The following is a 12,976-nucleotide window of genomic DNA, read 5'->3' on the forward strand; positions in this document are numbered from 1 at the left end:
TTATCTTTAAAAGAAGATAATGAGCTGACTATGGTTTGGCAAGTATTCCTGCGGAGGATCGTAATGGTGGGCGGTGATAACACAAGTAACACCACCGGGAGGTGGGGTTACTGTGTAACGGCTACTTACTCAGAGATTTGTACTTTTTCGCGGTCGAAATGTAGTGCTTTGCCGTTGAACTGCAGAGTATATTTTAATCCCTCGATGTATTTGACCGGTACATCGTCAGCATCATTGCAATCCTCTGTAATAACTGTAACTCCGCTGTATATGGAAGAAAGGTTATCCGTGGTGTACGTTGTATGGAATTGAGTGGTTTCAGGAATCAGTATCCCGTCTTTGTCTGTTGGTTCGGGATAGTATTTTCCCATGGATTCCGTTGTCCATTTTCCATTATATCCATGATATACGACGCAAACATCGCTGCCGTCCTTCCGTCGCACCCTGATCATTCGATCACTCGTGGAGCTGGGGAGAGATACTGGTTTCAAAGTCTGGAAATTTGCTTCCCATCGACGTGGAATCGGGCTTTCAGCATAATCATAAATAACAGCGATGCCGGCTTTTCGATTGTAAGCAACCGTGCGTATCGCCTTGTTAAGAAGTGGCTGCCATTGGGGTGTTGCTTTATCGGTAAACTGACGATATGCATTGGTGGCATCACCCGTAGCGATTGACCAGGGTTTATCATCGTCATCTTTATGGTAATAATTAATCAACTTCCCACTCGCTTGCATTGAAAAAACGGGCAAATTTGGTTTGTCAGTATTGTAAGCCTGGCCGAGGCCATCATCGAATGTAATGGCATTTTTAAACCTTGTCGCACGTCGCGTTGCCTGATATACCTCGCCTCCATAGGAGGGATAAATCCCGCCAGAAATGAAGATATCTTCGCCTCTTGAGACAAATGTAAATGCATTATTGTCAGCATGATTATGGCTGAACGATCCGAGCTTGCTTGACCGGAAGTAAAGGCTCGATCGGAGAGGGTCGGAAGATATGGAATGCATTGCTACCGTTCCAGCGTCTTCGAATAGATAGGAAGCCGGCAGGATTGGCGTATTTCCCGGAGCTGAAATCTGCGAATCTATTCCATACATCAAGAAGGAGTAGATTGACTTAACTACAGTTGGCACTGTCTCAGTAGTCTCGGTGGCATACCATTGATCAATCTCGCGACGTGAAAGATGAGCAAACAGGCGATAAGTTGAGTGTGCATATGATAGATATGTTCCACGTTTTTCTGTTGCATCGCCAAACGCCCCCATCACTGAATCGAAAATCCGGTGACGTGGAGTGAATGCGATGAAATTATTCACTATGTTAGCGAACGGCGGCGTTTCATGCAGATTCGCACCTGCTATGATCCGATATGTTGCGAGCATGGGGGCATAAATTTCCATGGCCATCCAGCCATAGAAAGTGCCGTCGCCAAGGGCGCTGTCGGCACTGCCTCCCCAAGCGCCCATTGTAGTAACCATGCGCTCCCATGATTTTGCAAGTTGCTGGTAGTTTGCATCGATCTCGTAATTTTTTGTTTGTATTCCGGATGCATACATCAGTGTTTGGGTAACGTAATGTACTGCCGCGAGATTATGGGAGTCGAGAGGTTTTCTGGATAGGTTGGAGTAATAGCTGTCGCCATTTAGATTACCGTCGAGTTTGGTTGTGGTAATCTGTAATCGTTCGTTAATCGCAACAATCACTGTGTTAATTTGCGCTTCGGACATTTGGTTCTGCAACAGATCCAGGCCTAACGCCAGCGTGCTCATGATGACACGATTTGCTTGGTCATCAATATATTCGCTGGTAACACCGTCTAGCCCAGTTTTCCATGTTGCAGTGGCAACCATGCGGTCAATAGCCTTGGTGCGGTAACGGGCAATTGCCGTGGCGTCAAGGCTGGTATCCAAGTGCGATGCAAATGCTAGCCATTCCACTGCATTCATCTGTGCTTTTGCTACATTGAATGCTTGCTCTTTTGTTGCCGGCTCGGGTAAAACAACAGAGTTAGTGTAATCTTTATTGCCGATATCAACCTGTTTTGCTTGATAAAAATATTTGTCGAAAGCAGGCTTCTCCAGGCCCGCCGCGATTTTCTGCTGCAATATAGCGGCGGATATTGGCTGCTTGTTGGCATCGCGTGGTAAAACCCGCGGATGCGGACGTGCCATGACTGCTGCAATTACGGCACTTGCTGCAGGCATGTTCGCATATTTCATTTCGTTAAAAATGAAACGGCGTTCATTGCTTGTCTTTGCCTGGTTGTTTCTGTTGATGTATGATACCTTCCAAATATAAGAGCCGGGCGTCATAATATTTGACGGCAGGATAATACGTGGAGTGGTCGTGTTCGTCGTATAAACAACTTGTCTTGTGTTGTCGGAGTTTACGCGGCTCAGGGTGAAAGTCATATTAACCCCCGTTGCCATATCTGGTACTTGTGGCCAAACAAATATGGGCTGGGTTACTTTTACTTCTGTGCAATCGCGAGGTTCAATGCGTGGAACGAAATGATTCGTAAAAAAGTCCGCTGTGGTGAATGTGCAGCCGGGAACGTAAGCCTCTGTAATCCTTTCTCCATTAAGCATTTTCCCTGGTTGTGGCGTTATGGTTTTGGAGACGATGTTCCCGGCAATATCACTGACATCGAGCTTGTAACTCACTGCGCTGCTAGCTGCTGCCGATGGTATGACGACATTGGTCGAATTGCCAGTCACTGCAAGTCCGTTCAATATAATCCTAGTGGCACCCTCGACTTTCCAATACAAATTGATACTTTGCCCTGGGACGACATGGTTTGAATCGGAATAAAAATATTCGATTGTCGGAGCAGCCTGTGCTACTCCCATAAGAGAAATAGATAATGCAAGAAATTTGATCACGATGGACTCCGTTCAGGTCAGTATGAATACTCTTTGGCTTTACAGTCGAGAACGAGCAGAATGGAACTACCAAGTTACTAGTCTCTGAAAAATTTTTTGTAAAACCCATAAAATTATACGTGATAATTGCCTTATTTATAATAAAAACCGAATTATTTTCTAGACTTTGCTGATTTGATACAAAAATCTGTGAGAAGAGATAGCACGCGCTTGAAGCTGGGAGACTTGGTGCACTATCACGCATTGGGATTGCCGGAGCCGAGCAAGGCAGATGTGCGTCTCACCCGTACGTTAGTCCAGGCACTGAACTTTGTTGATATCCGTGTGGCGGACCACATTATTGTGGCCGAGACTCGACACACTCGTTCGCCGAACACCGTCAGGTATAAATTTTGAAGTGCTGACCGGCCGGATTGGGCCGATCATCGAGAGGCTATTACCGCGAGTCAGCTGCTGCTAATGCTGAACAAACTGTCCCTAAGTCTGTCGCCCCGGGCAATCAGGATGCGCAGACTGGAAATGGCAGCACGGCTGCTACCGCAGCACAGGACGCACAAGTTCAGGTGAACTGGCGCTCCATCGAGCGCGGCAATGCTCAGTGATCGGCAGCTTTAAGCCGTCACGACGGTAGTAGCCCTCACGGCTGCTTCGTTTGGACATGCCACTCAGCAGGTTGCAACTGCAACAGGGAAATGCAGTGTCGCGGTAGCTGCGTCCGTTCAGGCGAAAGTCGTCGTTAATAACTACTGTGACGAGACGACGGCTGCTACCGTAAGCAAACTAGGACCATAGCCGAGAAAACTGCAACGCGCATGCATCAGTTGGAAGCGGGTGAATTCCACCGTCGACCCATACGCCGATATCGCCAATAGCCATTTCGAAGATTTCTATTTTTTTTATCATCAGACACAATGTTGCTCGTTTTCAGTGCGCAATTATTGGTGCAAGCCAAGTGCTTCAATGACCGCTCCTGGCCGAAACCGGAAGTCAGCCGAAGCCTACTTTACCTTAGCTTGGCAGTGACGGCCAGCCAGCAGTGAGGCAGCGCGGCTCGTCTTCACAGCAACCTTATTAGTTCTTCTCGACTGTTGTTTTTCCTTTAATTCGCTACCGACTAGACTTTCGGGGGACTGCCAAACCGTCCAGCCGGTGTTATTTTTTTCACACCCAACGCAGCACCTAACTTCGAAAGGGCAATAAGTGAAAAACCTGAAACCGGTACGTAGTGTGATGTTCGCCGCCATCGCGGCATGCGCCATCGGCGGGGCCGCCAACGCGGCGGACCTGACCAAGACGATCACGCTGGCCGACGTGGCAAGCAATACGTATCTCAGCTGGGAAGGCAATACCATCGTGGAGGTGGACCTCGGTGCGCGCTCGCACCTGAACACATTCACCTGGGATGTCACGCTGACCGCCAACCAGGGCAGCATGATCAACGAGGCATATGTGCAGCTCAGCGACAGCCTGCAATGGAACCAGCTTTACTTCCTGCCCAGCTTCCTGGCCGATCCGAACGGAGGTTATCACGCAGGTACCGACCACTACACTGGCAGCGTGGATTTCCGCAACCTCGATACCGGTGCGGAGCACGGCGACTATAGCTTCAGCGTCGGCCAGGACGGCATCCTGCGCCTGGAGTTCGCGGAAAACATGGACGACCTGCCGGGTGCCGACGCCATCTGGAATTCGGCTACCTTCACGTTCGGCTATACCGTCGCCGCTGTGCCGGAACCGTCCACGTACGGCATGATGCTGTTGGGCCTGGGCGCAGTGGGCGTCGCGGCGCGTCGCCGCAAGAAGGCCAGTTAAAAGAAAAGGGGCCGCGAGGCCCCTTTTGAACGGCTAGCATAAAAACATCAAACGTCGATATTCCCCGCCCTCAGCGCATTCGTCTCGATAAAGTTCCTGCGCGGCTCCACATCGTCCCCCATCAGCGTCGTGAAGATCTGGTCGGCTGCGATGGCATCCTCGATCTGCACCTTCAGCAGGCGGCGCACGGTCGGGTCCATCGTGGTTTCCCACAGCTGTTCCGGATTCATCTCGCCCAGACCTTTATAGCGCTGCTTCGAAACGGTACGTTCCGCTTCGTCGCGCAGCCACTGCATCGCTTCGTGGAAGTCCCGCACGGTCGATTCCTTGGTGCGCTCGCCTTCACCGCGCCGGATGATGGCACCCTCGCCGATCAAACCGGTGAAGGTTGCGGCCGCATTCGACAGAACGCCATAATCGGCGCCGCTGACGAAGTCGGCGTCGATCGTCGACACGCGCACGTTACCGTGATGCATGCGTGCGATGCGCAGCATGTGCTTGTCGGACAGTTCATCCGAGCGCACCGACACGGTCACCGCCGGATCGTTGATGTTGTCGGCCAGCGCCTGGGCGGATGCCTGCGCCGCGTCGGTGGTCGACAGGTCGAGCTGTACGCCGGTCATGATGGCGGTCAGCGCGGCGCGGTCGATCACGCGGGTCAGGCGCAGCATCACGGCGTTGGCCAGGTTGTACTGGCGAGCCAGTTCGGTCAGCGGTTCGCCGGTGATCGGGTCGGCGCCGTCGCGCGGGGTCAGCACGGCGGTGTTCAGCGCCACCGTCATCATGTAGCTGGCTTCTTCCACGTCGTCCTTCAGGTAGCGCTCGTCGCGGCCGGCCTTCACCTTGTACAGCGGCGGCTGGGCGATGTAGATGTGGCCGCGTTCCACCAGCTGCGGCATCTGGCGGTAGAACAGCGTGAGCAGCAGCGTGCGGATGTGGGCGCCGTCGACGTCCGCGTCGGTCATGATGATGATGCGGTGGTAGCGCAGCTTCTCGACGTTGAACTCGTCCGGGCCGATCGACGTGCCCAGCGTGGCGATCAGCGTGGTGATCTGCTCGGAAGACAGCATCTTCTCGAAGCGCGCCTTTTCCACGTTCAGCACCTTGCCGCGCAGCGGCAGGATCGCCTGGAACTTGCGGTCGCGGCCCTGCTTGGCGGAGCCGCCTGCGGAATCACCCTCGACGATGTACAGTTCGGCCAGCGCCGGGTCGCGTTCCTGGCAGTCGGCCAGTTTCGACGACAGGCCCAGGCCATCCATCACGCCCTTGCGGCGCGTCAGGTCGCGGGCCTTGCGGGCCGCTTCGCGGGCGCGCGCCGCTTCGACGATCTTGCCGCAGATGATCTTGGCGTCGTGCGGTTTCTCCATCAGGAAGTCCGTCAGCGTCTTCGCCACGATCTCCTCGACCGGGCCGCGCACTTCGGAGGACACCAGCTTGTCTTTCGTCTGCGACGAGAACTTCGGCTCCGGCACCTTTACGGACAACACGCAGGTCAGGCCTTCGCGCATGTCGTCGCCGGAGATTTCCACTTTCGCCTTCTTGGCGAAGTCGTGCTCGTCGATGTACTTGTTGATCACGCGCGTCATCGCCGCGCGCAGGCCTGTCAGGTGGGTACCGCCGTCGCGCTGCGGGATGTTGTTCGTGAAGCAGAGTACCTGTTCATTGAAGGCATCGTTCCATTGCATCGACACATCCACGGAGATGTTCGTGTTCTGGTCCGACATGCGGTCGCCCGTGGCCTGGAACACGGTCGGATGCAGCACCGTCTTGGCCTTGTTGATGTACTCGACGAAGCCGCGGGTGCCGCCTTCGAACGCGAAGGTTTCATCCTTGCCGGTGCGCTGGTCGGACAGCTTGATGTTCACGCCGTTGTTCAGGAACGAGAGTTCGCGAATGCGCTTGGCCAGGATCTCGTAGTGGAATTCCACGTGGCTGAAGATTTCTTCGTCGGCCCAGAAGTGCACGTCGGTGCCGCGCTTATCGGTTTCGCCGATCACCTTGATCGGCGAAACGGCCACGCCGTCGCGGATCTCGATCTCGCGGTTCTGCGGCACGCCGCGCACGAATTCCATCTGGTGCACCTTGCCGTCGCGGCGCACGGTCACGCGCAGCAGCTTCGACAGCGCGTTGACGCACGAAACACCCACGCCGTGCAGGCCGCCGGACACCTTGTACGAGTTCTGGTCGAACTTGCCGCCCGCGTGCAGCTCGGTCAGCACGATCTCGGCGGCGGAGCGCTTCGGTTCGTGCTTGTCGTCCATCTTCAAACCGACCGGGATGCCGCGGCCGTTGTCGGTGATCGAGATCGAGTTGTCCGAATGGATCGTCACGTGGATCTCGGTGCAGTAGCCGGCCAGCGATTCGTCGATCGAGTTGTCCAGCACTTCGAATACCAGGTGGTGCAGACCGGTGCCGTCCGAGGTGTCACCGATATACATGCCGGGGCGCTTGCGAACTGCTTCCAGGCCTTCCAGGATCTGGATCGAGGAGGCGCCGTAATCTTCGGAGTTGACCTGCACTGGTACTAGGTTTGGGCGTTCGGACATGGACTACTTTCTCAATAAATTTCTGTTGATTCCAACTGTGCGAATGATCAGATCCGCATCGGCATCACGACATACTTGAAGTCGGGATTGTCCGGGATCGAGATCAGCGCGGACGAATTGCTGTCGCCCAGCGCCACGTTGACCTGGTCGCACTTCAGGTTGTTCAGCACGTCCAGCAGGTACGTGACGTTGAAACCGATGTCGAGGCTGTCGCCGCCGTAGTCGATTTCCAGTTCCTCGACCGCTTCTTCCTGGTCCGCGTTGGTGGACGAGATCTTCAGCGAACCCGGGCTGATGATGCAGCGCACGCCCTTGAACTTGTCGCTGGTCATGATGGCGGCGCGCTGCAGCGAGCGCAGCAGCTCATCGCGGCCGATCGTGAAGTCGTTCTTGTAGCCCTTCGGGATCACGCGCGTATAGTCGGGAAACTTGCCCTCGACCAGCTTGGAGATCAGTTCGATATCCGTGAAGCCCAGTTTCACCTGGTTGCCGGCGATATCCAGCTGTACGGGGTCGTCGTTTTCTTCCAGCAGGCGCTGCAGCTCGATGATCGTCTTGCGCGGAATGATCACTTCCTGGCGCGCGAACGCCTGTTCCGTCTTCACCTGGCAGAAGGCGAGGCGGTGGCCGTCGGTGGCGACCGCGATCACGTTCTCGCCGTCCAGCACCAGCAGCAGGCCGTTCAGGTAATAGCGGATGTCTTGCTGGGCCATCGAGAAATGCACCATGTTGAACAGGTGCTTCAGCGTTTTTTGCGGCAGCGTGAACGAGGCGTTGAAGGTTTCCGCCTGCTGTACGGTCGGAAATTCCTCGGCGGCCAGCGTCTGCAGCGCGAAACGCGATTTGCCGCTCTGCACCGTCAGGCGCTTGTTCACCAGCGTCAGCGACACGTCGCCCGATTCCGGCAGTGCGCGCAGGATGTCCAGCAGCTTGCGGGCGGCAACCGTGGTGCCGGCCACTTCCTCACCGGAGCCGATGCTGGCGTTGGTGGTGATCTGCACTTCCGTATCGGTGGACAGGAACGAGACCGCTTCGCCGTCCTTGCGGATGAGGATATTGGCCAGAATCGGCATCGTGTGCCGACGCTCGACAATACCGCTCACGATCTGCAGTGGCCGAAGAAGCGTATCTCGGGTGGTTTTGACCAGTTGCATAGATATCCTCGAAAAAAATTAATAACTCGATAAGTTGTAATGCTAATTGTTGCTGAGCTGGATGGCAAAGTGTTGAAGGAACGTCATTAACCCCAGAAGCAAACTTCCGGGGTCTGACCCGTCGGGGTCAGACCCCGGCAGCCGCTGTTGGGGTTAATGCAGCCATCAGCCTTTCAGCGTCTGCTCCAGCACGTGCAATTCATGGTTGCACTCCGGGTTCTTGGTGCGGTCCTGGGCGATCTTGCGCACGGCGTGCAGCACCGTGGTGTGATCGCGGCCGCCGAACAGCTCGCCGATTTCCGGCAGGCTCTTCTGCGTCAGCTCCTTGGCCAGGTACATCGCGATCTGGCGTGGCCGCGCGATGTTGGCAGGGCGGCGCTTGGAATACATGTCCGCGACCTTGATGTTGAAGAAGTCCGCCACCGTCTTCTGGATGTTTTCCACGCTGATCTGGCGGTTCTGCACGGAGAGCAGGTCTTTCAGCGCTTCCTTGACGATATCGATCGAAATGTCCTTGCCGTGGAAGCGCGAGTAAGCCAGGATCTTGCGCAGTGCGCCTTCCAGCTCGCGCACGTTCGAGCGCAGGTGCTTGGCCACGAAGAACGCCACGTCGTCGGACAGCGTCACGCCTTCCGACTTGGCTTTCTTCAGCAGGATCGCCACGCGCATTTCCAGCTCCGGCGGCTCGATCGCCACCGTGAGGCCGGAGTCAAAGCGCGAGATCAGGCGGTCGTCCATGCCCGTGATCTCTTTCGGATACGTGTCCGACGTGATGATGATCTGCTTCTTCGCGGCGATCAGCGCCTCGAACGCATAGAAGAACTCTTCCTGCGTGCGGCTCTTGCCGCCGAAGAACTGGATATCATCGATCAGCAGCATGTCCAGCGAGTGGTAGTAATGCTTGAAGTCGTCGAAGCCCTTGCGCTGATAGGCGGTGACCACGTCGCGCACATACTGCTCGGCGTGGATGTAGCGGATGCGCGCGCCCGGCTGGTCGGCCATCACCTGGTTGCCGATCGCATGGATCAGGTGGGTTTTACCCAGGCCCACGCCGCCGTAGAAGAACAGCGGGTTGTACGAAACGCCCGGGTTGTTGGCCACCTGGATCGCGGCGGCGCGCGCCAGCTGGTTGGCTTTACCCGTCACGAAACTGTCGAACGTGAGATCGGTGTTGATTTTGCTTTGCTCGCGGCCGCGCTGGTTCGCATACTCGTTGCCCGCCGGTGGCGTGACCGGATCGCCGGTGCGCACGTCCGCCGGATACATGGAGGGCGCGCCACCGCCGTTCGGCATGCCGCCGTTGTCGGTGTTCGTGCTGGCGCTCTCGGTCGGCTTGGGACGTGGCGGGTTCAGCGTTGGGTTCAACACGAACTGCACCTCGGTCGGCGCCTCCCAGTATTGCGATGCAAGGGCGGTGATGCGGCTGGCGAACTGGGATTTCACCCAGTCGAGCTTGAAGCGGTTGGGTGCCGCGATGCGCAGCTTGCCATTCTCATAATCGAGGGGCACCAGTGGCTTGATCCACGCGCTGAATTGTTGCGGAGTCAGCTCCAGTTCCAGTTGGGCGGAACAGGTCTGCCAGAAATTTTCCATGAATCGTCTATCTGCAAAAGCTTTGGGAGGGCAGCATGGGCCGGCTGCCAGATTGTTCAGGGGCGGCCCATATGCGCCACACGTAACACGCTATTCTACTCCCGAACCCCACAAGTTATCCACAGGGTTGTACCAGATTTTATCGAAAAATGGGGGCCAAAGGCCCGTCGCAGGCCGGTTCTGCTGTTGACAAGGCATGTCCGAATGCCGATAATTCAGGGTTCCCCGCCCGTACTCCGTGTTTTTTCAGTTTACGATCAGCGCGGATCCTTGCGGGCGATGAGATTGGCCAGCTTGTGCCGGACGTTGTGGGCATAAGTGCGCGAAATGTCATTGGCACCAATAACTGAAGGGATAACCTGGCGCCCGGCCTGACTCGTCAGCGGTGCGGCAGCCCGATTTTGCATTTTTTTGCTTCTTTAGCGAGACCAACATGAAACGTACTTACCAACCTTCCGTCGTGCGCCGCAAGCGCACCCACGGCTTCCGTGCACGTATGGCTACCCGTGGCGGCCGTCAGGTCCTGAACGCACGCCGTGCCAAGGGCCGCAAGCGCCTGGCTGTATAAGCCATCGCTTGTTCGCTGAGCGTGGACAGCAGTTCCAACGGCTCGACAGGCGAAGGTTCCCACGACTTCGCGCGCGCTCGGCGCATCGTTAAAACGGATGAATTTTCATCCGTTTTTCGTTTGCGCCCAGCCCAGAAAAGCGCGCACTTCGTGCTCTATACCCGCCCCAATCAGCTGCCAAATGCGCGGCTGGGCGTTGTCGTTGCCAAACGCCTGGCACCCCGCGCGGTCACGCGCAACACCATCAAGCGCGTAACGCGCGAGCTGTTTCGCACCACGGCCCTGCCGGCCATCGACTGTGTCGTGCGCCTGTCCAAGGCGGTCAACACCAAGGCCGGTCCGGCCACCAATGCGAAGCTGAAGGTCATGCTGCGCCTCGAACTGGTGCGCCTGTTCGAGGCCCAGGCGAAGGCGCGGCGATGAAATTGCTCGCGCTGCTGCTGCGTGGCTACCAGATCGCCATCAGTCCGCTGATGCCGCCCAGCTGCCGCTTCTTCCCAAGCTGCTCGAACTATGCGCTCGAAGCGCTGCGCGAGCACGGCGCGGCGAAGGGCGGCTGGCTGGCCGTGCGCCGCGTCTGCCGCTGCCATCCGTGGAACGCGGGCGGGTTTGATCCCGTACCGCCGAAGCATTCCCCAACCGCTTGCGGTTGCAACCACTCCTGATTTGACCCAATGGATCTCAATAAACGCACAATCCTGTGGATCGTCTTCGCTGTTTCACTGGTCGCCCTGTGGAATGAGTGGATGATCTCCACCGGCAGGCCATCCATGTTCGCGGCGCCGCCGCCGAAAACCGCACAGGCCGATGCCGGCAAAACCACGCCGGCCGGCACGCCAGCCGCCGTGGGCACCACGGCCGGCGCGGCCGCCGTGCCCGGCACCGCGGCACCGTTCCAGAGCCAGATCGTGACCATCACGACCGACGTGTTCAAGGTGGATATCGACACGCTGGGCGGCCAGATCAAGCGCCTCGAACTGCTCAAGTTCAAGGACAGCTTCGACAAGACCCGGAACCAGCAGCTGTTCCAGCAGACCGGCGATCGCGTGTACCTGGCTCAGACGGGCCTCGTGGGCGCGGCGAACCTGCCGAACCACAACACCGGCTTCACCGTTCGCCCGGGCCCGCGCGCGCTCGACAACGGCAACCAGGTGCAACTGGTGATGGATGCGGAACAGGGCGGCGTGCGCCTGACCAAGACGTTCACGTTCAAGCGTGGCGACTATGCGATCGACGTGCGTCACGATGTGACCAACACCGGCACGGCGCCGGTCAATCCTGAGCTGTACCTGCAGCTGGTCCACGACGGCAACAAGCCTGAAGGCTCTTCCTGGTTCAACCCGAGCTTCACCGGCCCGACGCTGTACACCGAAGCGGACCACTACAAGAAGCTGTCGTTCGAGAAGGTGGAGAAGGAAGACGCTTCGCGCCGCGAGAACGCGAACTTCGTGCCGGATCACCCGACCAAGGCCGACAACGGCTGGGTGGCGATCTCGCAGCACTTCTTCGTTTCCGCGCTGGTGCCGCAGGCCAAGCAGATGCACGACATCTTCACGCGTAAAGTCGGCCACAACACCTATTCGATCGGCGTGGTGCAGCCGCTGGGTACGCTGGCGCCGGGCGCCACCGTGTCGAACAACGCCAAGCTGTATTCCGGCCCGCAGGAAGAAACGGCGCTGGAACGCGTGTCGCCGGGCCTGGAACTGGTGAAGGACTACGGCATGCTGACGATCATCGCCAAGCCGATGTACTGGGTGATGGAAAAGATCCACAGTGCGCTGGGCAACTGGGGCTGGACGATCATCGCCTTCACGATCCTCATCAAGCTGATCTTCTTCCCGCTGTCCGCCGCCAGCTACCGCAGCATGGCGAAGATGAAGCTGGTCACGCCGAAGATGACGTCGATCCGCGAGCGCTTCAAGGGCGACCCGCAGAAGATGAACCAGGCGATGATGGAGCTGTACAAGACCGAGAAGATCAATCCGCTGGGCGGCTGCCTGCCGATCGTGGTGCAGATGCCGGTGTTCATCGCGCTGTACTGGGTGCTGAACTCGTCCGTCGAAATGCGCGGCGCGCCGTGGCTGGGCTGGATCACCGACCTGACCAAGCCGGATCCGTTCTTCATCCTGCCGGTGCTGTATGCGATCTCGATGTACGTAACGATGAAGCTGAACCCGCAGCCGGCCGATCCGATGCAGGCGAAGATGATGCTGTTCATGCCGCTGGCGTTCTCGGTGATGTTCCTGTTCTTCCCGTCCGGCCTCGTGCTGTACTGGGTCGTCAACAACCTGTTCTCGATCGCGCAGCAGTGGGTGATCACCAAGAAGATGATGCCGGACGCGGCGAAGTAACAGCTAACAGCCGAGCTTGTGTCAAGGGGCCTGACCCCATGACACGAACCCGGCAGTACCAGACAAA

11 protein-coding genes are annotated in these 12,976 nt (G+C 57.1%); 6 read left to right on the forward strand and 5 right to left on the reverse strand.

Annotated elements, in window-relative coordinates:
• Positions 1–125: 125 nt before the first annotated feature.
• A complete protein-coding gene (locus GJV26_RS30630; RefSeq protein ID WP_155709525.1) occupies positions 126–2,885 on the reverse strand; it encodes a heparinase II/III domain-containing protein in 2,760 nt (919 codons plus the stop codon).
• Between the two features lie 228 nt (positions 2,886–3,113).
• On the opposite strand from GJV26_RS30630, the gene GJV26_RS14990 reads away from it, so the two are divergent.
• Together GJV26_RS14990 and GJV26_RS29940 are read left to right on the forward strand one after the other, a co-directional pair.
• Positions 3,114–3,281, forward strand: a complete 168-nt coding sequence (locus GJV26_RS14990; RefSeq protein ID WP_260117439.1) for a JAB domain-containing protein — start codon at positions 3,114–3,116, stop codon at positions 3,279–3,281.
• An 804-nt stretch (positions 3,282–4,085) separates the two neighbouring features.
• Positions 4,086–4,697: an FxDxF family PEP-CTERM protein gene (locus GJV26_RS29940; RefSeq protein ID WP_189441617.1), complete on the forward strand. Its 612-nt coding sequence runs from the start codon at positions 4,086–4,088 to the stop codon at positions 4,695–4,697.
• A 47-nt stretch (positions 4,698–4,744) separates the two neighbouring features.
• Here GJV26_RS29940 and gyrB read toward each other — a convergent pair whose 3' ends face one another.
• From gyrB to GJV26_RS15015, 4 genes are all read right to left on the reverse strand, one after another.
• Positions 4,745–7,243, reverse strand: a complete 2,499-nt coding sequence (gyrB, locus tag GJV26_RS15000; protein ID WP_155709529.1) for a DNA topoisomerase (ATP-hydrolyzing) subunit B — start codon at positions 7,241–7,243, stop codon at positions 4,745–4,747.
• Between the two features lie 47 nt (positions 7,244–7,290).
• Positions 7,291–8,397 carry a DNA polymerase III subunit beta gene (gene dnaN, locus GJV26_RS15005; protein WP_155709530.1) on the reverse strand — a complete coding sequence of 369 codons (1,107 nt, stop codon included), beginning with the start codon at positions 8,395–8,397 and terminating at the stop codon, positions 7,291–7,293.
• A gap of 165 nt (positions 8,398–8,562) precedes the next feature.
• Positions 8,563–9,990 carry a chromosomal replication initiator protein DnaA gene (gene dnaA / locus GJV26_RS15010; RefSeq protein WP_155709532.1) on the reverse strand — a complete coding sequence of 476 codons (1,428 nt, stop codon included), beginning with the start codon at positions 9,988–9,990 and terminating at the stop codon, positions 8,563–8,565.
• Between the two features lie 257 nt (positions 9,991–10,247).
• Complete coding sequence (locus tag GJV26_RS15015; protein WP_155709534.1) at positions 10,248–10,397, reverse strand: hypothetical protein; 150 nt, start codon at positions 10,395–10,397, stop codon at positions 10,248–10,250.
• Positions 10,398–10,423: 26 nt separating this feature from the next.
• Here GJV26_RS15015 and rpmH point away from each other — a divergent pair, with 26 nt between their 5' ends.
• The 4 genes from rpmH to yidC are packed head-to-tail and all read left to right on the forward strand — an operon-like array spanning position 10,424 to position 12,909.
• On the forward strand, positions 10,424–10,558 hold the full coding sequence (gene rpmH / locus GJV26_RS15020; protein WP_040378179.1) for a 50S ribosomal protein L34: 135 nt from the start codon (positions 10,424–10,426) through the stop codon (positions 10,556–10,558).
• Positions 10,559–10,579: 21 nt separating this feature from the next.
• The gene (gene rnpA / locus GJV26_RS15025) at positions 10,580–10,981 is read left to right on the forward strand and encodes a ribonuclease P protein component (RefSeq protein ID WP_189441619.1); all 402 of its coding nucleotides are present in this window, start codon (positions 10,580–10,582) and stop codon (positions 10,979–10,981) included.
• Positions 10,978–11,223 (forward strand): membrane protein insertion efficiency factor YidD, encoded by a 246-nt coding sequence (yidD, locus tag GJV26_RS15030; RefSeq protein WP_155709538.1) that lies wholly within the window; start codon positions 10,978–10,980, stop codon positions 11,221–11,223. The genes rnpA and yidD overlap by 4 nt, the downstream gene beginning before the upstream one ends.
• A gap of 9 nt (positions 11,224–11,232) precedes the next feature.
• Positions 11,233–12,909, forward strand: a complete 1,677-nt coding sequence (yidC, locus tag GJV26_RS15035; protein WP_155709540.1) for a membrane protein insertase YidC — start codon at positions 11,233–11,235, stop codon at positions 12,907–12,909.
• The last annotated feature ends 67 nt before the right edge of the window (positions 12,910–12,976 follow it).

It is taken from the genome of Pseudoduganella dura (genome assembly GCF_009727155.1).
Lineage (GTDB): Bacteria > Pseudomonadota > Gammaproteobacteria > Burkholderiales > Burkholderiaceae_D > Rugamonas > Rugamonas dura.

What these genes read in the sequence shown, in the direction of transcription:
- gyrB (WP_155709529.1), bottom strand. Translation starts at nt 7,243, where the DNA reads ATGTCCGAACGCCCAAACCTAGTACCAGTGCAGGTCAACTCCGAAGAT.
- dnaN (WP_155709530.1), bottom strand. Translation starts at nt 8,397, where the DNA reads ATGCAACTGGTCAAAACCACCCGAGATACGCTTCTTCGGCCACTGCAG.
- dnaA (WP_155709532.1), bottom strand. Translation starts at nt 9,990, where the DNA reads ATGGAAAATTTCTGGCAGACCTGTTCCGCCCAACTGGAACTGGAGCTG.
- GJV26_RS15015 (WP_155709534.1), bottom strand. Translation starts at nt 10,397, where the DNA reads ATGCAAAATCGGGCTGCCGCACCGCTGACGAGTCAGGCCGGGCGCCAG.
- rpmH (WP_040378179.1), top strand. Translation starts at nt 10,424, where the DNA reads ATGAAACGTACTTACCAACCTTCCGTCGTGCGCCGCAAGCGCACCCAC.
- yidD (WP_155709538.1), top strand. Translation starts at nt 10,978, where the DNA reads ATGAAATTGCTCGCGCTGCTGCTGCGTGGCTACCAGATCGCCATCAGT.
- yidC (WP_155709540.1), top strand. Translation starts at nt 11,233, where the DNA reads ATGGATCTCAATAAACGCACAATCCTGTGGATCGTCTTCGCTGTTTCA.